At 38.6% G+C, this 20,951-nt stretch carries 20 protein-coding genes and 1 pseudogene; 9 read left to right on the top strand and 12 right to left on the bottom strand.

Features of this window, described 5'->3' with window-relative positions; genetic code table 11:
• Positions 1 to 103: 103 nt before the first annotated feature.
• The 4 genes from mnmG to apaG form a co-directional block, all read right to left on the bottom strand.
• Positions 104 to 1,963 carry a tRNA uridine-5-carboxymethylaminomethyl(34) synthesis enzyme MnmG gene (gene mnmG, locus EDC17_RS10860; RefSeq protein WP_132778097.1) on the bottom strand — a complete coding sequence of 620 codons (1,860 nt, stop codon included), beginning with the start codon at positions 1,961 to 1,963 and terminating at the stop codon, positions 104 to 106.
• 57 nt (positions 1,964 to 2,020) lie between these two features.
• Positions 2,021 to 3,883, bottom strand: coding sequence for an ABC transporter ATP-binding protein (locus tag EDC17_RS10855; protein ID WP_132778096.1), 1,863 nt, complete (start codon positions 3,881 to 3,883; stop codon positions 2,021 to 2,023).
• Entirely contained in the window at positions 3,880 to 4,545 is a 666-nt protein-coding gene (locus tag EDC17_RS10850; RefSeq protein ID WP_132778095.1) for an NAD-dependent epimerase/dehydratase family protein, read from the bottom strand. Before EDC17_RS10850 ends, EDC17_RS10855 begins: the two co-directional genes overlap by 4 nt.
• Before the next feature lie 85 nt (positions 4,546 to 4,630).
• Positions 4,631 to 5,017 (bottom strand): Co2+/Mg2+ efflux protein ApaG, encoded by a 387-nt coding sequence (gene apaG / locus EDC17_RS10845; RefSeq protein WP_132778094.1) that lies wholly within the window; start codon positions 5,015 to 5,017, stop codon positions 4,631 to 4,633.
• A gap of 633 nt (positions 5,018 to 5,650) precedes the next feature.
• Between apaG and EDC17_RS17280 the strand changes: the two genes are divergently transcribed.
• Both EDC17_RS17280 and EDC17_RS17275 read left to right on the top strand, forming a co-directional pair.
• Positions 5,651 to 6,241 carry an IS110 family transposase gene (locus EDC17_RS17280; protein WP_243646126.1) on the top strand — a complete coding sequence of 197 codons (591 nt, stop codon included), beginning with the start codon at positions 5,651 to 5,653 and terminating at the stop codon, positions 6,239 to 6,241.
• On the top strand, positions 6,195 to 6,728 hold the full coding sequence (locus tag EDC17_RS17275) for a transposase (RefSeq protein ID WP_243646125.1): 534 nt from the start codon (positions 6,195 to 6,197) through the stop codon (positions 6,726 to 6,728). Before EDC17_RS17280 ends, EDC17_RS17275 begins: the two co-directional genes overlap by 47 nt.
• A gap of 89 nt (positions 6,729 to 6,817) precedes the next feature.
• Here EDC17_RS17275 and arsB read toward each other — a convergent pair whose 3' ends face one another.
• From arsB to EDC17_RS10805, 7 genes and pseudogenes are all read right to left on the bottom strand, one after another.
• Positions 6,818 to 7,849 (bottom strand): ACR3 family arsenite efflux transporter, encoded by a 1,032-nt coding sequence (gene arsB / locus EDC17_RS10835; RefSeq protein ID WP_132778093.1) that lies wholly within the window; start codon positions 7,847 to 7,849, stop codon positions 6,818 to 6,820.
• A gap of 3 nt (positions 7,850 to 7,852) precedes the next feature.
• Positions 7,853 to 8,467 carry an arsenate-mycothiol transferase ArsC gene (locus tag EDC17_RS10830; RefSeq protein WP_132778092.1) on the bottom strand — a complete coding sequence of 205 codons (615 nt, stop codon included), beginning with the start codon at positions 8,465 to 8,467 and terminating at the stop codon, positions 7,853 to 7,855.
• An 18-nt stretch (positions 8,468 to 8,485) separates the two neighbouring features.
• Positions 8,486 to 8,833 (bottom strand): annotated as a pseudogene (locus EDC17_RS10825) (DUF6428 family protein); the annotation flags it as partial.
• Entirely contained in the window at positions 8,808 to 9,860 is a 1,053-nt protein-coding gene (locus tag EDC17_RS10820; protein ID WP_132778091.1) for an Atu2307/SP_0267 family LLM class monooxygenase, read from the bottom strand. The gene EDC17_RS10820 and the pseudogene EDC17_RS10825, both read right to left, overlap by 26 nt.
• Positions 9,861 to 9,966: 106 nt before the next feature.
• Complete coding sequence (gene miaE, locus EDC17_RS10815; RefSeq protein WP_132778090.1) at positions 9,967 to 10,548, bottom strand: tRNA-(ms[2]io[6]A)-hydroxylase; 582 nt, start codon at positions 10,546 to 10,548, stop codon at positions 9,967 to 9,969.
• A 58-nt stretch (positions 10,549 to 10,606) separates the two neighbouring features.
• Complete coding sequence (locus EDC17_RS10810; RefSeq protein ID WP_132778089.1) at positions 10,607 to 11,236, bottom strand: gluconate 2-dehydrogenase subunit 3 family protein; 630 nt, start codon at positions 11,234 to 11,236, stop codon at positions 10,607 to 10,609.
• Between the two features lie 4 nt (positions 11,237 to 11,240).
• Complete coding sequence (locus EDC17_RS10805) at positions 11,241 to 12,977, bottom strand: GMC oxidoreductase (protein ID WP_132778088.1); 1,737 nt, start codon at positions 12,975 to 12,977, stop codon at positions 11,241 to 11,243.
• A 70-nt stretch (positions 12,978 to 13,047) separates the two neighbouring features.
• On the opposite strand from EDC17_RS10805, the gene EDC17_RS10800 reads away from it, so the two are divergent.
• Both EDC17_RS10800 and EDC17_RS10795 read left to right on the top strand, forming a co-directional pair.
• Positions 13,048 to 14,268: a glycosyltransferase gene (locus EDC17_RS10800; RefSeq protein WP_132778087.1), complete on the top strand. Its 1,221-nt coding sequence runs from the start codon at positions 13,048 to 13,050 to the stop codon at positions 14,266 to 14,268.
• A 147-nt stretch (positions 14,269 to 14,415) separates the two neighbouring features.
• Complete coding sequence (locus tag EDC17_RS10795) at positions 14,416 to 15,468, top strand: sugar phosphate isomerase/epimerase family protein (RefSeq protein WP_132778086.1); 1,053 nt, start codon at positions 14,416 to 14,418, stop codon at positions 15,466 to 15,468.
• Positions 15,469 to 15,496: 28 nt separating this feature from the next.
• Here EDC17_RS10795 and def read toward each other — a convergent pair whose 3' ends face one another.
• Positions 15,497 to 16,084 carry a peptide deformylase gene (def, locus tag EDC17_RS10790; RefSeq protein WP_132778085.1) on the bottom strand — a complete coding sequence of 196 codons (588 nt, stop codon included), beginning with the start codon at positions 16,082 to 16,084 and terminating at the stop codon, positions 15,497 to 15,499.
• An 84-nt stretch (positions 16,085 to 16,168) separates the two neighbouring features.
• On the opposite strand from def, the gene EDC17_RS10785 reads away from it, so the two are divergent.
• The 5 genes from EDC17_RS10785 (at position 16,169) to EDC17_RS10765 (ending at position 20,947) form a co-directional block, all read left to right on the top strand.
• Complete coding sequence (locus EDC17_RS10785; RefSeq protein WP_132778084.1) at positions 16,169 to 16,906, top strand: hypothetical protein; 738 nt, start codon at positions 16,169 to 16,171, stop codon at positions 16,904 to 16,906.
• Positions 16,907 to 16,953: 47 nt separating this feature from the next.
• Complete coding sequence (locus tag EDC17_RS10780) at positions 16,954 to 18,126, top strand: Gfo/Idh/MocA family protein (RefSeq protein WP_132778083.1); 1,173 nt, start codon at positions 16,954 to 16,956, stop codon at positions 18,124 to 18,126.
• Positions 18,123 to 19,025, top strand: coding sequence for a tRNA (adenosine(37)-N6)-dimethylallyltransferase MiaA (gene miaA, locus EDC17_RS10775; protein WP_243646124.1), 903 nt, complete (start codon positions 18,123 to 18,125; stop codon positions 19,023 to 19,025). Before EDC17_RS10780 ends, miaA begins: the two co-directional genes overlap by 4 nt.
• Before the next feature lie 90 nt (positions 19,026 to 19,115).
• On the top strand, positions 19,116 to 19,964 hold the full coding sequence (locus EDC17_RS10770; RefSeq protein WP_132778082.1) for a GLPGLI family protein: 849 nt from the start codon (positions 19,116 to 19,118) through the stop codon (positions 19,962 to 19,964).
• 65 nt (positions 19,965 to 20,029) lie between these two features.
• Positions 20,030 to 20,947, top strand: a complete 918-nt coding sequence (locus EDC17_RS10765) for a GLPGLI family protein (RefSeq protein WP_132778081.1) — start codon at positions 20,030 to 20,032, stop codon at positions 20,945 to 20,947.
• Positions 20,948 to 20,951: the final 4 nt, after the last annotated feature.

The following is a 20,951-nucleotide window of genomic DNA, read 5'->3' as shown; positions in this document are numbered from 1 at the left end:
CAAAAAGTTGTTTTGTAAACTTAATCTGCTTTTTAAGTTTGCGAAGTAGTTAATACTATTTTTATCCATAAAATTATTTGCTCTTATAGCGCCAATATATTCTTTAGTTCATATGTACCATCAACACACTAATATCAGAAGGAGATACACCGGATATTCTCGATGCTTGACCTAAGGTACGCGGTTTTACTTTTAATAACTTTTCTCTTGCTTCAATAGAAAGTGAAGTTAATGAAGAATAATCAAAATCTGGATTAATTTCTTTGTCTTCCATTTTCTTCATTTTGTTTACGATCTCCATTTCTTTTTCAAAATAGCTATCATATTTCACTTTGATTTCAGCTTGTTCTATAGTTTCTTTATCGTACTGCTCTAATACATTCTGTAATGCGTTGTCAGCTGACATAAGATGTTGAATGTTTACATGTGGTCGTGTTAGGACATTGTACATTCTCGATTTCTGCGTAAGCTCACTTGAACCAATTTCCTGTAGTAGTGGATTCATTGCATTTGGTTCAATAGAATTATCTTTCATGTATTGTACCAATTCTTCCGAATCTTTTATTTTCTTATTTACTTTAGCTAAACGCTCATCAGATACAAGTCCTAATTTATGCGCGATAGGAGTTAAACGTATATCTGCATTATCTTGACGAAGTAGAAGACGGTGTTCTGCTCTTGAAGTGAACATACGGTATGGTTCTTCAGTACCTTTAGTTACTAAATCATCAATCAATACACCAATATATGATTCTGATCTCTTAAGAATTAGCTCATGAAGATCATTTGTTTTTTGATGCGCATTTACACCAGCAACGAAACCTTGGGCTGCTGCTTCTTCATAACCAGTCGTACCGTTGATCTGTCCTGCAAAAAATAAGTTCTTTACCAGTTGTGTTTCTAAAGTTAGATCCAACTGCATAGGAGGGAAGTAGTCATATTCTATGGCATACCCTGGTCTATACATTTTCGCATTCTCAAAACCTGGAATCAGACGCAAAGCTTTTTGTTGTACATCTTCCGGCAGCGAAGTGGAAAATCCATTTACATATATTTCTACTGTTTTAAAACCTTCAGGTTCTACAAATATTTGATGTCTATCTCTTTCTGCGAAGCGGTTAATTTTATCCTCGATGGATGGACAGTATCTAGGACCTAAACCTTTGATTCTTCCTGTAAACATCGGAGATTTTTCAAATCCGGTTTTAAGAATTTCATGGACCTTATCATTAGTATATGTAATCCAACAACATCTTTGTTCTGTAGGAATTTCAACATCAGTATAGGAGAATCGACCACGTTCTTCATCACCCCACTGTTCTTCCATGACAGCATAGTTCAAACTTCTTCCATCAATACGCGGAGGTGTTCCTGTTTTCATACGTCCAGCTTCGAAACCTAATGAAACCAATTGTTCCGTTAATCCCGTTGCTGATTTTTCACCTGTACGTCCTCCACCAAATTTTTTCTCACCGATATGTATTATACCATTTAAGAATGTTCCGTTTGTTAGTACAACAGCATCCGCTTCTATACGTATTCCTAAAGATGTAATGACTCCTTTTACTGTATTGCCTTCAACAATTACCTCTTTAACTGTATCCTGCCAAATATCTAAATTGGGTAATGCTTCGAGTTGTAATCTCCATTCTTCCGCAAATCTCATTCTATCATTTTGCGTACGAGGGCTCCACATTGCTGGACCTTTCGATTTATTAAGCATACGAAATTGAATTGTGGATTTATCCGCGATGATTCCAGTATATCCACCCATTGCATCCACTTCACGTACGATCTGTCCTTTTGCCACACCACCAATTGCAGGATTACAACTCATTTGGGCTATAACACCCATATTCATTGTGATTAATAGGGTGGATGATCCCAAGTTTGCAGCTGCTGCGGCCGCCTCACAACCCGCATGTCCTGCACCAACAACAATTACATTATATTTATTAAACATATTCAAATTCTTTGTTTCACGTGAAACCTCTTAAAAACATCAATGTTTCACGTGAAACTATACATACTCTGCTAACTCCAACCAACGTTCAGATTTACTGTCCAGATCAATTTGCAACTTTTCAATATGGCTTGCCAATTCTGACAATTGCAAATGATCTGTAGTTTTATTTAATTCTTCTGTTCGTTCTTGAATAATGATCTCTAACTTTTCAATTTCTTCTTCTAATTGTTCATACTCTTTCTGTTCTTTGTATGACAATTTCCTTTTCGCTGTTTCAGCAATTATTTTTTCTTGTTCTTTATTCTTCTTCTCTGCTTGCTTCTCTTCTTTTATTTTTTGCTCCTGCTCAAATTTAAAGTCAGCATAATTTCCGTTATAAATAGTGACTGTGCCAGAACCATCAAAAATAAATAGTTGATCCGTCAACTTGTCAATTAAATACCTGTCGTGAGAAACGAGTATAAGTATTCCCGAATAGGAGAGGAGAAAATCTTCCAGCACATTCAACGTGTCAATGTCAAGATCATTAGATGGCTCATCCAGAATTAAGAAATTAGGATTTGACATCAAAACTCGCATCAATTGCAATCTTTTCTTTTCGCCACCACTCAGCTTGCTTACCAAGCCATGCTGTTTTTCTGGCGGAAATAAAAATAAGGTCAACAACTGAGAAGCTGTAATCGTATCTCCGTTGGCCATCTGTATATAATCGGCAACGGATTTCACGACATCGATTACTCGATTGTCATCAGAAAAACTCAGACCGCCTTGCTTATAATATCCGTATTTAGTTGTTTCACCAACATTGACCTCACCTTTATCGGGGAAGATCTCTTGAGTAATAAGATTAAGGAAAGTACTTTTTCCCGAACCATTCTTGCCGGAAAGGCCTATTCGATCACCTTTTTTGAACGTATATGAAAAGTCATCTATGATAGTTTTGCTATCAAAAGATTTTGAAACATGTTCCAACTCTAAAATTTTCGAGCCCTGACGTGCTACTTTAACACTAAGTTGCACCTTATCCTGACTCTTAGGACCTTTTGACTTTTCTTCCAAATCGTAAAAAGCTTCAATTCTAGCTTTAGATTTTGTACCACGTGCTTGTGGCTGTCTGCGCATCCAGTCTAATTCTTTGCGAAGAAGATTTCTAGCTTTTTCAGCGGATAATACGTCATTATATTCTCTTTCTGCTTTTTTCTCCAAGAAATAAGCGTAGTTGCCCGCGTAGGAATAAAAGTTTCCTTTATCAAGTTCCTTAATATGTGTACATACATTATCCAGAAAATATCTATCGTGAGAAACCACCAAAACAGTTTTATGTCCGGTAGTAAGTAGTTTTTCCAACCATTCAATAGTTTCAATATCCAAATGATTGGTAGGCTCATCTAATATATATACATCAGGTTCGTCGATGAGAAGTTTAGCCAAGGAGAGACGTTTCTTCTGTCCACCAGACAAACTATTGATGTCCTGCTCAAAGTCTGAAATCTGTAATCTATTTAAAATAGTTTTGATACTATGCTCATATTCCCAAGCATTCAATGCGGTCAGTTTATCTGTAACCTGCGCTAATTTTTTCTGATCAACATCAGCTTGCTCCACCAATAACTCGTACTCTTTGATCAGCTGTTGCTGTTCATTATCCGATGAGTAAATAAAATCATTGATCGTAGTCAAACCCGAAAAGTCTGGCTCTTGTGATAAATAACCTATACGTAGGCCTTTTTCTTTTACGATTTTTCCCTCTTGAGGAGGAAAGAGTTCGGCCATGAGCTTGAGTAGGGTAGACTTGCCGGTTCCATTAATACCTACGAGCGCGACTCTATCACCTTTTTGTAAAGCGAAATGAAGATTCTTAAATAACCATTTGTCATTAAAGGAATGACCTAACTGTTCTGTGCTAATAATACTCACGCTAATTCTTTTATAAGTTGTGTTTGGTATATATGTACGCCTGTATTGCCTTGTGTAGCCACATTAACCATAGCCGAGGCAACATCTTTAGCTTGTATACCTTTATAGTCTTTTAGTTTGCCTATAAAAAGGAAACTTATAACCGGGAATAAAACTTTACCCAGTTGCTCAAAGAATCTTTTTTCTTTGCGTTTGCCCAGGAGTAAGGAAGGTCTGAATAAATGTACACTGCGAAAACCAACGGCTTGCATAGCCTCTTCCACTTTACCTTTTAGTTCAAGATAAAAATTGGAAGAATTTGCATCAGCGCCCATACTGCTCACCAAGCATACGGTATTACAACCATTTTGATGTAAGCTTTTCGCGACTTTAAGTGGATATTCTAAATCAATCTCATAGTATTGTTTTTTATCGGGAGTCTTGGATTTAGTGGAGCCGATTGCACTGAATAAATGATCTACCTGGAGCTCTTTTAGAGCCTCATCAACTGTAGACATATCAGCAATTATTTCAGTTAATTTGGGATGGGTTATCCCTAGAGGTTTTCGAGTAATAGCATATACGGTTTTATATTTATTGTTTTCCAATAATAAATTCAGGGTTTCTTTTCCAATAAGACCAGAAGCCCCTAATACCAGCGCTATGTGTTTTGTATCAGGCATATTTATCCAAATACAAAAATACAGATAAATTCGTTTTTATGCGTTAAAAAACTATAATACTCTGCGGGTTTATGACAAAGAAGTGTTAATTTAATTTAAATGAAGCAATCAAATTAAATCGCGGAATATCTACCTGGAAATAGTAGTCATCTATCTCTCTTTTCATCGTATAGAATCCCTGCATATAACCTATTTCGCTCTTTAGGTTACACCCAGACACGTATTGATGAGATTCGCCAGGCGCAAGAACGGGCTGTGTGCCGACCACACCTTCGCCATCCACAGTTTTATTTTCGCCTATGGAGTCAAAAATGTCCCAATGTCTGTTTACCAGCTGAATGGTATGACTAGATGTGTTTTCAATGGTGATGCGATATGCAAACATGTAGTGCATATTTTCAGGATTTGAATATTCCGTCTGATATTCGGTTTCTACTGAAATGATTACGCCTGATGTAGCTTTTGTTATCATACTAATTGTTTCAAATTTAAGAACTTACGCACTATTATCATAATAGTTTGTATGTTTTGTAAGCCATTAATTGATATATCGCCGATAAACGCACTTTTATCAATTCGTTAATTACCTGTCCTATTTGTTAACCATCCAAATAACAAAAAGTAAAATATTTTTGCTCTTTTCTTTTTCTTTCACTTTCCATATTTGTAACGCTAGTCAACTAATGTAGAGCCCTTTGCGTAGAAAATGAATATTCTCTTTGATATAATCAGGTCCTATCAAAAACCTATCCAAAATAATATAATGCGGGAGAAATGATAAAATATAGGGCATTTTGACACACAAATGGGTACAAAAGGAGGTAAATAGGGTGTTTTAACGAAAATTTGGGATTAAATACAATTGTTAAATAAAAAGTCCTACGTGGGTAAAGTAGGACTTAAAAATTATTTAGTTGCTTCTCCTATGTTTGTATAATATAATCTAAGTGAAGAAGAGCGAGAGCAGATTTTGCTTTAAATAGCCTTATGGTATATTCAAGAAAAGAGACAGCCTCTTCTTTAACCTTTTAGAATCTGAACAGAATGTAAGGAATTTGCTCATTATTATGAGTCTTATAGCCAGTATATCCAGTCTGGAGAAAAGATGAAGAAAGGTTATCACTTACCTAAACCATATAAGATTAAGGTATTATTAAAGCAGACAGTAGGAATTGATGTTGCACAAAATGAATTAGTTGTATCGCTTGGTAGAATGGATGAACAGATCAGCATAGAAGTCTATGGCTACAAAATATTTCCCAATACTAAAAAAGGATTTTCAAGTCTTGTCGCGTGGGTAAATAAACAGACATCAACTAGAACAGAAGTACGTTATGTAATGGAAGCAACAGGAGTTTACCATGAATCCTTAGCCTACTATCTTTACAGTATTCGAAAACAAGTCAGCATCGTTTTGCCAAACAAGATCAGTAATTATGCAAAAACACTTGACATAAAAACCATTACTGATAAGAGCGCTTCACAAGCGATTGCTAGATTTGGTTTGGAAAGGCAATTGGAAGTGTGGCAACCTCCTTTAAAAATATTTAATGATTTGAGACAGCTTTGTCGGGAACGTGAGCAGCTTGTACATGAGCGTACAATGTTGAAAAATCAACTGCACGCAGAACGTAAATCTGCAACTTCAAGTGAAAGCTCAGTTAATCGAACTAAAAAAAAGAATAGCTCTTATTGATTTGCAGGAAAAGGAGATTAGAGGCGAAATTGCTATCCTCATCAAAGGAGATAAAACTCTAGTAGAAAAGATGAAAATAGTATCTTCAATTCCGGGAATAGAAAATCTGACTGCTGTAACAATTATCGCCGAAACCAACGGATTCGAGTTAATAAAGAATAAAAGACAGTTGGTTAGTTATGCAGGATTAGATGTAAGAGAAAAGACATCTGGAACTTCAGTAAAATCCAAACCCCGAATATCCAAGCGTGGTAATCGGAATTTAAGGAAAGTAATGCACTTTCCTGCACTGGCTGCAATAAGAACCGATGAAAGGTTTAGAGATATTTTCTTAAGAATAGTTTCAAGGCATGGAATTAAAATGAAAGCTATAGTTGCCATCCAAAGAAAACTGCTGGAACTGACTTTTATCTTATGGAAAAATAATTCCTATTATAATTCAGAGCACGAGTATCAAATTATTCCATTTCAGGAAGTATCATTATAAAAAAGGGGAAGTTTATAAGTCACTCCCCCTGTAATCTGTTTAAGAGGTTTAGCTTTTAGCTCAAGCCCTGCACTCTTTTTACATTTTATTTATTTGTAATATTTCTTTTTAAGCCACAAGCTTATCTTTACTAATAATATCAGAACGGGAACTTCTACCAATGGCCCAATTACGCCTACAAATGCCTGAGGTGAATGGATTCCGAATACAGCTATGGACACTGCAATAGCTAGTTCAAAATTGTTTCCTGTGGCGGTAAATGCAATTGCTGCATTTTTATCGTACGGAACATTCAAAGATTTATTGATAAAGAAGCTTACGAAAAACATTAGTACAAAATAGATGACTAACGGTATAGCGACCGTAATGACATCCATTGGCAACTCTATTATTTTATCACCTTTAAGACTGAACATTAATACTATGGTAAACAATAATGCGTATAATGTAATCGGCGATATTTTGGGTACAAATTTACGGTTATACCATTCTATGCCTTTGGATTTAACAAGTAAGTAACGGCTAAGAAAACCAGTCAAGAAAGGGATCCCTAAATAAATCATTACACTTTCAGTCACGTCTTTTATAGATACGCTTACATTGAAACTTGCCAAGCCTAATCTGTTTGGCAGTACATTGATAAACAGCCAAACTAAGAAACTATAAGAAAATACCTGAAAGATGCTGTTTAATGCAATTAATAAGGCTGCATATTCTCTGTTACCTTTTGCAAGGTCATTCCATACTATGACCATTGCAATACATCTTGCCAAGCCTATCAATATCAAGCCAATCATATAATCAGGCTCATTTCTTAGAAAAAGAATGGCTAATCCGAACATTAAAATAGGCCCGATAATCCAGTTCAATAATAAAGAAATACTAACAACTTTTTTATCCTTCAATACTATAGGCAGTAATGAATAATCCACCTTTGCCAGTGGCGGGTACATCATCAATATCAAACCTATTGCCAACGGAATATTTGTAGTGCCGACAGATAGTGTATTTGTAATATTTGAAATACCCGGAAAGAAATATCCTAAGCCTAGGCCAAGAGCCATAGCTAGAAATATCCATAAAGTTAGATATCTGTCTAAGAATTTTAGTTTTGGTTGCATCGGCTATTTAGTAATTTTTGAAAAAACATAAAACATTTCCGATGCTATCTGTAAGCTTCTTTCTGAATATATCTTTGTCTGTTCGGAAGTGTTATCTGAAATTTTAGGATCTTCAAATGTGATGGGAATTCTTTTTTCCGCACCAGCGATAAATGGACATCCACCATCTGCTTGTGAACAGGTCATTATAGCTACAAAAGCAGATACTGGATTAAAAGGATTGTCATACTTTTTAGAAAATCCAATTATCGGTTGGGAATTATCACTATATTTTATAGCATAAACAGGATTGGAGCCATCATTTATTTTGAAAATATTAAATCCCTGATCGGATAATGTTTCTGCTACTTTTGGAAATAATGCGTTTTCTTCAGTACCTCCTGAATAGCAAATCACATTCTCAATACCGAAATGAGAGGCTGCTACTTGTGCCCACACCTGTGATAAATGACTCCTGCGCGAATTATGGGTACAAATGAAATTTATATTTATTTGCTGCTTGCTATTTATTTTTAATTGAATAAAATCAATCAACGGCTGCAAGGTACTTTTACGCTCATCGTTATTGATTTTCTCCCATTCTAACTGTTGAATTGTCTCTGATAATGTTGGATACATAGATATTCGATTTAGGGTTTAGCAGCATCCTGAATTTGGAGTGCATGAATTTGATAGATTTGCTGTTAATTCGGAAAGGCTTTTGTTTTGTTTTTCAGAAGTAATTCCGCAAGCATCCTGAGCCAAGCAGGCAGTCGCTTTGTTTTTCAGTACAAATGTATTTCCATTGAAATCCAAATCGTATTTACCAATAGTATCGCTTTGATATTCCACTTCTATCTCCGCATCTTCAATTTCTAATTTATCTTCTGAAAGTTTAATTATACTTAATAGCTTTCCTGGTTTCAACCTATGCTCATAATCATCGGCATTCCACAATTGAAAGTTGACTACTTTTTCCTTACGGATTACTCCGCCACAATTTAGTTGCTTCTCTAACTTTTGGAGCTATTTTAGTTCCGAATATTTCTATAGATTTCATCATATCCTGATGATTTGGACTTCCTACATCCATATGGGCTGAAAATCTTGTCAATCCAAATTTTTCTTGCACGGCTAATATTTTGTCTATTGCGCGATTAGCGTCGCCTACTATGAGATGACCCAAAGCTGAACGTCCAAAATCATATTGCGAGCGCTGGTATGGAGGCCAGCCTCTAGAAGCTCCTATACGATTCATTTGGGACGCATATGTAGGATAATAAGCATTTCCTGTATGTTCATTATCTTCACCAAAGAAAGAGTGCATATGCACACCTACCTCAAATTTGTCCATATCATATCCGTGATCTGCGTACGCTTGTTGATACATTTCAAACAAGGGCTGGAATTGTTCCCATGCACCCCCGATAATAGCAAACATTACAGGAAGGCCTAATTTACCTGCGCGGATGACTGATGAGGTAGTTCCTCCGACAGCAATCCATACCGGCAATCCATTTTCTGTAGCACGTGGGAAAATATCCTGATTAATGAGTGATTTTCTAAACTTTCCTGTCCAATTGATGGTTGGATTGCTTCTCAATTTCAATAATAAATCAAGTTTTTCTTCGAATAGCTCACTATAGTCTTTCAAGTCATAACCAAACACGGGGAATGACTCGATAAAAGAGCCACGGCCCGCCATTATCTCCGCTCTACCGCCAGATATTAAATCTACTGTCGCAAAGTCCTTATATAATTTTACAGGATCTGTGGAGCTGATAACCGATACAGCTGATCCTAATTTTATGTTTCTAGTCACTGAAGCAGCGGCGGCTAATATAATTTCGGGGGAGGCTACCGCGTAATCTTCACGGTGATGTTCGCCCATTCCGAAAAAATCTAAGCCAACTTCGTCCATTAGCTTAACTTCTTCAATGATTTCCTGTAATCGTTGTTGTGGAGATTGGATTTTTCCTGTAGCAGAATCGACTTGCAAATCGCCAAACATTCCAACACCTAACTCTAACATAATGTTCTCCTTTCTTATTTATTCAAAATTAAGCTATTTGATAGGGGGGATTCTTAATGTAGATTAAGAAAAAAATGAAAAAGGCACCTCAAGTGCCTTTTGTATATTAACCATGTATGTACTCTTTAGTACCGTAGGATTGTATAAGTTTTCCTTCGAAGTCCAGCCACTCTTGCCAACGCGCATCCACATCTACGTCCACCGAATATTTGCGGGCAAAATTAAGGAAGGTCGTATAGTGGTTTGCTTCTGAGACCATGAGGTCGTAGTAAAAGGTAGCCAGCTCTTTGTCTTTTATGTTTTTGCTGAGTACGCGGAATCGCTCGCAACTACGCGCTTCGATCATCGCAGCAAACAACAATCGATCAATAAAAGCCTGATTGCGGGAGCCATCTTTTTTAGAAAACTTCATCAGTTGCCCTACATAATCATCTTTACGTTCACGCCCCAACGTATAACCTTTGTCTTTAATTATCTCGATAACCATTTTGAAATGTTCCATTTCTTCAATGGCTATAGCCGTCAGTTCATGAACCAAGTCTTCTAATTCTGGATTTTGTGTAATCAACGTAATTGCATTCGAAGCAGCCTTTTGTTCACACCAAGCATGATCTGTCAGAATCTCTTCTAAATTAGACTCTGCAATATTAGCCCAGCGCGGATCAGTAAGCAATTTTAAACCTAACATATACTATATAAAGTTTGTGAACTGCAAAATTACTAAAACTTCTTACAATACACTCTCATTAAGCAACATCAAAACCATGCTCTTTGAGTACATCTTCTGGAACACCGGTCCACACACCAGGACGATTGCCTTGGTATCCTAAAAATTGAAGGCCTTCTTTGGTCGTTAGATAGCCCGATGAAGTAAGGTCTCGCATTAAGTTGAAAAAACTAACACCTTGCGATACCTCAGGCTTCGCTTTGGAAGGGTAGGCGATTTCATCTATTATGCTGATTTTATTTTCGTCAGCTATTTCGATGAAGACTTTACCAAATTTTTTCTGTGCATAGACATCCAGCCATTTTAATCCGCCTCGCATAGGCAGCTTATGACTTGGAATGTCTTTTACAATGAATTCGATGAAATCTGGGACACCCACCTCGGTAGCCGAAGGAGAGGTGTCGTCTTTTGGGATTATGATATCCGCTAGCACGGCAATAGTAGCCATTTCGTGCTCATTGAAATATTGTTCTTTGTAGAGTTGTTGCGTGCGCTCGTGTTCAAAGTCTTGTACACCCGGAAGTTTTTCTCCAGCCGCGTTTTCTACGGACTTTGTCTTATTGTTGTTGTCACAAGAATTGGTCGATATAACAGCTGCCGAACCCGCAGCTATCAATCCTAATGCTTTTAAGGAATCTCTTCTGTTCATGGTGTTAGCTGTTAAGTTTATTTTTCTCTTGTAAAATATATTCAGATGTACGCATCGATAGCGCGAGGATTGTCCAAGTAAGGTTTTTGTCTCCTTGCTGTACGAACGGTCCTGCATCTACTACGTACAAGTTTTTACAGTCGTGTGCCTGTCCCCATTTATTCAATACCGAGGTTTTTGGATCGTTGCCCATACGGGTTGTTCCGCCTTCGTGAATAATTTTGCCCGGTGTAGCAAGACCATACAATTGATCCTCTCCAGGGATACTGGACGTAATGACAGCGCCCATATTGTGCATAATTTCTTGGAAAGTCTCGATCATATGCTTGGCCTGTCTGATTTCCTCATTAGACCATGTATAATTGAATTTCAACACAGGAATACCGTATTTGTCTACACGAGTAGGGTCTATTTCACAATAGTTTTCCTTGCGCGCAATAGCGGTACCACGGCCTGACATGCCCACGCTAGCACCATAGAATCTACGGTAATCTTGCTTTAAAGCCTGACCATATCCTCCCGACAGTTGTGGAAGACCATCTTTACGTGGAGCTAAGTGGTTATAGTTTTGGATGCCGTGGAAGGAACCATACGATGGCATATGCATACCACCCCAATATTCAATGTGATAACCGCGTGCAAAATCTAATTTTTTGTCGCCCAGCCACCATGGAGAATAGATGTGTACAGAGCCTACGCCATCTTCATTGTATCGCTTGCGATCCATTAGTTGTGGCAAAAATCCGCCCAGATCCGCACCTGTAGAATCGTGCAAATACTTTCCTACCAGACCCGAAGAGTTGCCTATTCCTGCTGGATGTGCTTTGGACTTAGAGTTTAGCATCAAGCGGGCGCTTTCGCAAGCTGACGCACCAAGAATAATCGTTTTTCCTTTTACACTATATTCTTTTAGATCTCTGGTGTTGACATAGGATACGCCAGTAGCAAGACCTTCGTCATTACTATGAATCTCGCGCACCATAGCATTGTCTATTACTGTAAGGTTCCCGGTCTTCATCGCCGGCATTACCAAGCAGGATGAAGACGAAAAGTCACCGTACACTTTACATGAACGTCCACATTGACCACAATAAAAACAGGTACCCCTATCTTTGTTGCCGGGTAGTGCTTCAGTGAGAACGGATCCGCGGCCCGGAATTACAGTTACACCCGATTTTTTAGCACCACGCATAATATAATGCTCATTTAGACGCGGTTTCGGTGGTTTCATAAAAATTCCATCGGGCTCATTTGGTAGGTTTTCTACGGTACCATATATACCAATCATCCGATCTACACGGTCGTAAAAAGGTTTTACTTCGTCATAAGATATTGGCCAAGCGTCAGTCAAGCTGTCTTTGGGCTGGAAATCATCCGGTCCCATACGCAAGGATATTCTACCCCAGTGATTGGTACGTCCCCCCAGCATACGAGCTCTAAACCAGTCAAATTCAGTTCCTTTTTCGTGTGTATATGGCTCACCTTCGATTTGCCAACCACCAAAAGCAGCATCAAAGTCGCCAAATGGACGAGTAGTACTAGCTCCTCGACGAGGAGATTCCCATGGCCATCGCAACTGTAGTGCATCTTTAGCAGGATCAAAGAATGGACCCGCCTCCAACATTAATACTTTGAGGCCGGCATTTGCCAATATATAGCCCGCCATACCACCTCCAGCACCTGAGCCCACAACAATTGCATCATAGACTGTAGATTCTTCAATAATTTGTAAACTAGACATTATTTCGGTTTATAAATTTACTTTTGTAGAGCAATAAATATAGAAAAAAATCATTAAGTAGTTTAAAGCCTTGAGAATATTATTTTTGGGATTGGTATGGCCTGAGCCCACGTCATCGGCAGCCGGATGGCGGATATTACACTTAATTAAGCTTTTCCGCGCACTAGGCGAGGTTTACTTCGTTTCTGCAGCGACTAAAACGATTTATAGCGCGGATTTAAAATCTTTAGGAGTTCACGAAAGTGTTACACAATTGAACGATTCTTCGTTCGATGAATACATCAAAACGTTGAATCCAGACATCGTTATTTTCGACCGATTCATGGTCGAAGAGCAGTATGGTTGGAGGGTATCCGAGCACTGCCCTAATGCGCTTCGTATTCTCGATACCGAAGACCTTCATTTTGTAAGACAGGCTCGTCAGGAGGCCTTCAAAAAGAACCAAAAAATTGACTACTATACTACCACCGCCAAACGTGAACTGGCTGCTATATTGCGCTCCGACATATCCCTTATTATCTCGGATACTGAGATGAACTTGCTACAAGACGTTTTTGATATTCCCCAAGAAAAGATTTTCTATTTACCATTTCAAGAAGACAAGGTCACACAAAGCGATATAGAAGCACTTCCGCCGCTAGCGGATCGCAATGATTTTGTTTTTATAGGAAATTTTAACCATGAGCCGAATTGGCGTACAGTGGAAATTCTAAAAAAAGATATTTGGCCCATTCTGCGCAAAAAATGTCCGAAATCTGAATTGCATATATATGGATCCTATCCCTCACAGAAGGTTTTTCAGCTCCACAATGTGCAAGAAAAATTTATCATAAAAGGCAGAGCTGAGATTGCTCGTGACACCTTGGCAAACTATCGCGTGTTGGTGGCTCCTATTGCCTTTGGCGCAGGTGCCAAAGGCAAATTTTTAGATGCAATGGCGGCAGGGCTACCTTCGGTGACCACAGCCATAGGGGCCGAATCTATGGTAAAATCCGAATGGAGTGGTTTTATAGAAGATGATATGACGCAGTTTATCGAGCGTTGTTCCCAGTTATATATGCAAGATGAATTGTGGTTGGACAAACAGAAAATAGGTTTCTCCTTATTTAATACATATTTTGCTGACGAAAGTTATTCCATTCGTTTCATACAACGGATTAAAGATGATCTGTCCCAGGTAGCTCATTTGAGGCGAAAGAATTTCATTGGGGAAATCCTGCAGCATCAGCAATTACACGCCACAAAATATATGTCTATGTGGATAGAAGAGAAAAATAAAAAAGCACACTAACAAGAATTAGTGTGCTATTGGTGTTAGAATTGATAGAAAAATGTTTTTTCTTTCTATGGATATTGTACAATTTCTGTACCAACCTGATTAAGGGCCTTTTGAAGAAGTATTTTAATTTCTATATTTAAGGAGTAAAAACTTCAAATTATGAAAACGATAAAAGGACCAGGTATATTTTTAGCGCAGTTTATTTCCGATCAAGAACCGTTTAATTCTATCGAAAACATTGCCCAATGGGCGAAATCTTTAAATTTTAAAGGATTACAGATTCCGACAGGAGATCCCAAATATTTTGATTTGCAAAAAGCTGCAGAGAGCAAGACCTATGCCGATGAATATAAAGGAAAATTGCAGGAACTGGGATTGGAGATAACAGAACTGTCTACACACCTGCAAGGACAATTGGTCGCAGTGCACCCCGCATACGACAAATTATTCGATGCTTTTGCTCCTGAACAATATAGAAATAATCCGAAAGCCCGTACAGAATGGGCCATCCAACAATTGAAATATGCGGCCAAAGCCTCACAAAATTTAGGATTGAAAGCACATGCCACCTTTAGCGGCTCGTTATTATGGCAATATTTTCATCCATGGCCACAGCGTCCGGACGGTTTGGTGGATGAAGCTTTCACTGAATTGGCACGTCGATGGACCCCGATTTTGGATGCTTTTGATGAAGCTGGAGTAGATGTGTGTTACGAAATTCATCCCGGAGAAGACTTGTTCGACGGAGTTACTTATGAAATGTTCCTGGAAAAAGTAAATAACCATCCTCGCGCTTGCTTATTGTATGACCCATCACATTTTGTATTGCAACAATTGGATTATATACAATATATAGATTTCTACCATGATCGAATCAAAGCTTTCCATGTGAAAGATTCTGAATTTAACCCGACGGGAAAACAAGGTACTTTTGGTGGTTACCAATCTTGGTTAAATCGTGCCGGTCGTTACCGCTCTCCAGGCGATGGTCAGGTAGATTTCAAAACCATTTTCAGCAAGCTGACGCAATATGGATACGATGGTTGGGCAGTAATGGAGTGGGAGTGCTGTATCAAAAATCAGATAGATGGCGCGACAGAAGGCTCTAGGTTCATTCAAGACCACATTATTCGCGTGACGGATAAAGCTTTCGATGATTTTGCTTCCACAGGCGCTGACGCAAAATTCAACAAAGAGATTTTAGGACTATAATAAAACAGCGACCCTTGGGTCGCTGTTTTTATCTACCTTTCTTTTGGAAAGGGAATTTCATTTTATATCCTACACGGATCAATCCTTTGGATATGGAATCCAACCGACTTTTAAGCATGGCTTTTTTCAACGGTCCTATTTTGTCGATAAAGAGTTTTCCTTCAATGTGGTCGTATTCATGTTGGACTATGCGAGCACCCAAACCTGATAGTTCGATCTCATGCTCCTCAAAGTTTTCATCTAAATAGTTGATAGTAATATTGGAGTGACGCATCACTTCTTCCGTAACATCTGGAATAGAAAGACAGCCCTCGTTGAAAGACCATTTGTCTCCTGATTCTTCTACGATAATCGGGTTGATAAAAACTTTTTTGAAATCTTTTACGGTAGGATCTCCAGGTCCGTCCTCATCATCTTCTCCGAAAGGTGAACCGTCCACTACAAACAAACGAATCGGCAATCCAACCTGAGGAGCGGCTAATCCCACTCCACGCGCGGCGTACATCGTTTCGAACATGTTGTCAATCAATTCTTTTAAGTTCGGGTAATCCTCGTCGATCTCTTCTGCTTTTTTTCTCAATACCGGATCTCCGTATGCTACTATAGGTAATTTCATTCTATAAAAATATTCAGAAGGCAAAGTTACCAAATTATTTATAATAGAGGCGGCCGTTTTATTTTTGTAATTTTGACCATACGGATGGATATACACTTGATTGAGAAGTTTGTACAGGATTTAAGAAAGGAAGGGTTTTTAGAACGCTATACTATAGATGATAATATGGCGAGTATCTATCTGCAGCAATATGTCTTGTTTGTGTATTTGGGGAGCTCTCCCCGGTGGGAAAATGACAGCCAAATCAAAGCCATCCATTTAGATATAGATTTGTTGAATACCGCTTACGATAAAGTTTTCAATCGAATAAGGGGTCTATGTGGTGTCGGTGAGCGCGTATATGCGCGTAATACGGTGGTCGCAAGAATTGATAAACGCATAGCGCTTGATTTTCTGGTAGAACATCATCTCAACGCCCCTTTGGCGGGTAAATATCGCTACGGTCTATTTTACCAGGGAGAGTTGGTCTCAGTTGCGGTCTTCAGCGGTGGACGTATAATGAGCGACATCAGTATGGATCACCGATCGTTTGAGCTGTTACGGTTTTGCCATAAGGCGGGATATTTGGTCGTTGGTGGCATATCAAAGCTTATAAAGGCTTTTGTAAAGGACTTTCGTCCCAATGATATCATGACCTATGCCGATAGGGATTGGTCCCAACATTCCTCTTTAGAATCTATTGGCTTCAAAGCGACCGGTATGACTGGACAACAAACTTTTTATGTCAAAGATGGCAAGCGACTGGCTCCACATACGGAGGGTCATGGCTATGATTATGAAATAAAAAATAAAGGAAGCATCAAATTGAAACTGTATCTATGATAAGTTTTTATTAATTTAGACAGTGTCAATATAAACTTATAACAATAATGAAAAGAAAACTACGCATGGGTATGGTTGGTGGAGGCAAAGATGCTTTCATTGGCTCAGTACACCGTATAGCTGCATTCATGGATGGCAAAATAGAGCTGGTTTGTGGTGCATTTAGTGTTAATCCAGAAATTTCTAAAGAATCGGCAAGAGAGCTATTTGTTACCGATGATAGAGTTTATCCAGATTATCAGACGATGATCGCGCAAGAAGCACAATTGCCTGAGGGCGAACGTATGGACTTCTTAACAATAGTAACGCCAAATTTTTTGCATTATGAGCCAGCGAAATTAGCTTTGGAAGCTGGTTTTGATGTTGTAGTAGAAAAACCGATCACCGTTTCATTAGAAGAAGCAAGATCGCTCCAAGAAATAGTCGACAGAACTGGTCGTACGCTCTGCCTGACACACACGTATTCGGGCTACCCAATGGTGAAGCAAGCCAAAGCAATGGTAGCGGAAGGACATTTTGGCAAAATCCGTAAAATCGTGGTGGAATACCCGCAAGGTTGGTTGAGCCGTCTTACCGAGCGCGAAGGAAATTCAGGCGCTGCGTGGCGTGCAGACCCGAAGCGTTCGGGAAAATCATTAGTGATGGGTGATATCGGTACGCATGCTGCACATTTAGCGGAGTATGTTACAGGATTGCGCATTCAAGAGGTGTGTGCTGACTTAACTACATTTGTAGAAGGCCGTCTTTTGGACGATGATGGTTCGGTGCTGTTGCGTTTTGCAGATGGCGCAAAAGGGGTATTGATGGCTTCACAGATTTCTGCAGGAGAGGAAAATGCCGTCCGAATCCGTGTATATGGAGAAAAAGGCGGTTTGGAATGGGCGAATGAAGATCCAAACAATCTGATTGTGAAAATGCTTGATCAGCCACGTCAATTGTACCGCACAGGAAATAATTATGCGGCTCCATTCACCTTAAGCTCTTTTGCTACGCATAATACGCGCATACCAGCGGGACACCCAGAAGGCTTGCTGGAGTCTTTTGCAAATATATACCGCAATTTTGCCTTGACTGTTTCTGCCAAACGTGAAGGAAGAACGCCGACTCCTGAGGAGATGGATTTTCCTACTGTCGCTGACGGTGTAAGAGGCATGGCATTTATTGATACTGTTGTAAAAAGCAACGAAAGTAACGAAAAATGGACTAAATTTGAGATGTGATAAACTCTCAAAATATTATAACACATCTTCAGGAAGACCCTACTTTTCTTCCTGAAGATGTGTTAATCATTTTAGGGCCAACCGCTAGCGGCAAAACCAAATTGGCGGTAGAACTTGCACAACAGCTCAATGCCGAAATCATATCTGCCGACTCCCGGCAAGTATATCGGCATATGAATTTAGGTACTGGCAAGGACTTGCACGAATACCAAAATATTCCCTATCATTTGATTGATATTTTAGATCCGGGAGAAAAGTATAATATAGATGCTTTCGTTTCCGATTTTCAGGAGGCCTACCGGTATATTCTAAACCGCGGAAAACGAGTGATAGTTTGCGGAGGAACAGGGTTTTATATACAAAGCCTACTACAGCCACAGCCATTTATTCACGTCCCAATCAATCCCGTGCTTAGGGCTGAAATCGAATCACTGGACAAAGAAGAACTCCTTAATTTGTTGGATAAACAACCTCTTCCAAAGAATTTTAAAGTGGATGTGTCTACACGTAAAAGAATTATTCGAGCTATAGAAATTTGTGCCTACGTGGCTTCTAATCCTGATTTTGAAATCAACAATACACAAACTTTTGGTTATAAGGTGTTAGGATTAAATCCCGCTGTCGATGTTCGTCGTGCGCGGATCTCTAAACGGTTGAAGGAGCGGCTGAACGAAGGAATGTTGGACGAAGTAAAGAACTTGCTGGATAGAGGCATTTCGCACAAAGAGTTGGAATACTATGGATTGGAGTACAAGTACATTTCCTATTATCTCAAAGGGATGCTTTCTTATGATGATTTTTACAAAAAACTCGAAACCGAAATCCATCGCTATGCCAAACGTCAAATGACCTATTTCCGTAAAATGGAGAAGGATGGAATAAAAATTAATTGGATATAAAGGCTGATAAGATACACGAAAAATTTTCGTATTTTGTAATCTGCTCTAGATAGCACCCTTTTATACATTCATTCCAATTTACAATTTATTATGAGCAGAGCATCAGTCTTATTATTTCTTCTTTTTATGTCTTATCATTGTGCAGCACAAGAAAAAGCGATAGCCGAAGTACATTATAAATTTTATCATATTAACGATACGACAAAACGAGACCAACCCCAACGTGATGATGTGGTGACTTACCTCGGAAAGACATCCGCTTATTATACGTCTTATACACCTGAAATTATGAGAAAGGATATTGCTGCTCAGAAAGCTATTGCTGATTTTAAAGGACATATGACGCTACATTTTAACACTACAGCAATCGGTGAATTCTATTTATTAAAATCGGATATTAAACGGATGGAGAAAGTAGAAGCTGTTTCATCCTCGTTTGATGCTTTTACTTATTCTGTACCTTGGGAGGAGCAGGATTGGGAAATCCTAGATGATACTAAGGAAATTGGAGGTTATTCCTGTCAGAAAGCGATTACAAATTTCAAAGGGAGGGGGTATGAAGCATGGTTTACGACCGAACTTCCTTTTGCTTTTGGACCATGGAAGTTACATGGTTTGCCAGGGCTTATTTTAGAGGCTCGTGATGATAAGGGGGAGGTAAGGTTTGAATATGGCGGCTTCGACAAGTCTCACGATAATATTAAAGTAGAATTACCTTACTATGTCATTCGGTCAACTCCTTTTGAAATAGAAAAATTAAAGCAAACATTTAAAGAAAATCAGGGAAAATACTTTCAATCTTTACAAAACTCAGGAAGAATGGCGTTATCCAACGACTTTTTTGGTATAGATTATTCGAAGCATAGTTTCGACTTCAAGACCGATGAAAATTATAAGCCTTCCTTTACTACCAATAATCCCCTAGAATTATTGAAGTAGAAAAACATTTGCATTGATTACTATTTTTTCGTAGTATTACGATAAAATAGTAAAAACCAATCATTATGAGACATTTTGTTTTAATCATCTTTTCGTTAACGAGTTTCATTTCCTATGCGCAGGAGGTGCCGATTGCAAAGATTTATTATGTGTTCAAACATATTAATGACACCACGCAGCGAGATAAATTTCTGCAGGATGATGTAAAGACACTTTTGGGACAATATAGTAGCTACTACACGACTGCCTCGCAAGAGAAGATGGAAGCAGCAATAAATCAACAAATGTCCAGTGCATCATTCGATGGAAACCTAGTGATAAGCCGTAGCGGGACGGCAATCAAATCCTCGTACATAATAGATGTTCACAAAAACAAAATTGACCATATCTATAAGATTGCAGGTAGAGATTATCTTCTTGATGAAGAAATGCCAGAACTTGATTGGGAAATTTTAGAAGATACTAAAGAAATCGGAGGATATACATGTCAAAAGGCTGTTGCAAATTTTAAAGGAAGGGTGTATGAAGCTTGGTTCACTACAGAAATTCCCATGCCTTTCGGTCCTTGGAAATTACAAGGTTTACCCGGCTTGATTTTAGCCGCAGCTGACACAAAGAATGAAGTCATTTTTGAGTATGCAGGCTTCGAAAAAACGGAAGGAAACTCTACAGTTCGTATAGATATTCCCATGAATGCGACGAAGGTTACTCAAGAAGAAGTAAATAAGCTTGATAAGGCATTTAAAGAAAATCCATCTGCATTTATGTCGGCACAAAGTGGAGGAAGTGGCAGAGTCGTGTCTTCGGGCAATTCAGGAGGCTCAACGGCTACTGTTACGGTTGTAGGTAGAAATTCAGGGTCTGTTGATAGAGCGCCAGCACCACAATTAGATGCTTCTAAAATTAAATCTGTGAATATAAAGAATGATGAAGGGTATAAACCGTCTAGGGTGACAAATAATCCAATTGAACTTATTCCTTAATCTG

Origin of the sequence: Sphingobacterium alimentarium, from assembly GCF_004342685.1 — a bacterium.
Lineage (GTDB): Bacteria > Bacteroidota > Bacteroidia > Sphingobacteriales > Sphingobacteriaceae > Sphingobacterium > Sphingobacterium alimentarium.
This window is presented reverse-complemented; position numbering and strand designations above follow the sequence as displayed.

What these genes read in the sequence shown, in the direction of transcription:
- apaG (WP_132778094.1), bottom strand. Translation starts at nt 5,017, where the DNA reads ATGATAACAAAAGCTACATCAGGCGTAATCATTTCAGTAGAAACCGAA.
- mnmG (WP_132778097.1), bottom strand. Translation starts at nt 1,963, where the DNA reads ATGTTTAATAAATATAATGTAATTGTTGTTGGTGCAGGACATGCGGGT.
- EDC17_RS10780 (WP_132778083.1), top strand. Translation starts at nt 16,954, where the DNA reads ATGAAAAGAAAACTACGCATGGGTATGGTTGGTGGAGGCAAAGATGCT.
- EDC17_RS10850 (WP_132778095.1), bottom strand. Translation starts at nt 4,545, where the DNA reads ATGCCTGATACAAAACACATAGCGCTGGTATTAGGGGCTTCTGGTCTT.
- EDC17_RS10785 (WP_132778084.1), top strand. Translation starts at nt 16,169, where the DNA reads ATGGATATACACTTGATTGAGAAGTTTGTACAGGATTTAAGAAAGGAA.
- miaE (WP_132778090.1), bottom strand. Translation starts at nt 10,548, where the DNA reads ATGTTAGGTTTAAAATTGCTTACTGATCCGCGCTGGGCTAATATTGCA.
- EDC17_RS10765 (WP_132778081.1), top strand. Translation starts at nt 20,030, where the DNA reads ATGAGACATTTTGTTTTAATCATCTTTTCGTTAACGAGTTTCATTTCC.
- EDC17_RS10795 (WP_132778086.1), top strand. Translation starts at nt 14,416, where the DNA reads ATGAAAACGATAAAAGGACCAGGTATATTTTTAGCGCAGTTTATTTCC.
- EDC17_RS10805 (WP_132778088.1), bottom strand. Translation starts at nt 12,977, where the DNA reads ATGTCTAGTTTACAAATTATTGAAGAATCTACAGTCTATGATGCAATT.
- def (WP_132778085.1), bottom strand. Translation starts at nt 16,084, where the DNA reads ATGAAATTACCTATAGTAGCATACGGAGATCCGGTATTGAGAAAAAAA.
- EDC17_RS10830 (WP_132778092.1), bottom strand. Translation starts at nt 8,467, where the DNA reads ATGTATCCAACATTATCAGAGACAATTCAACAGTTAGAATGGGAGAAA.
- EDC17_RS17280 (WP_243646126.1), top strand. Translation starts at nt 5,651, where the DNA reads ATGAAGAAAGGTTATCACTTACCTAAACCATATAAGATTAAGGTATTA.
- arsB (WP_132778093.1), bottom strand. Translation starts at nt 7,849, where the DNA reads ATGCAACCAAAACTAAAATTCTTAGACAGATATCTAACTTTATGGATA.
- EDC17_RS10810 (WP_132778089.1), bottom strand. Translation starts at nt 11,236, where the DNA reads ATGAACAGAAGAGATTCCTTAAAAGCATTAGGATTGATAGCTGCGGGT.
- EDC17_RS10770 (WP_132778082.1), top strand. Translation starts at nt 19,116, where the DNA reads ATGAGCAGAGCATCAGTCTTATTATTTCTTCTTTTTATGTCTTATCAT.
- EDC17_RS10820 (WP_132778091.1), bottom strand. Translation starts at nt 9,860, where the DNA reads ATGTTAGAGTTAGGTGTTGGAATGTTTGGCGATTTGCAAGTCGATTCT.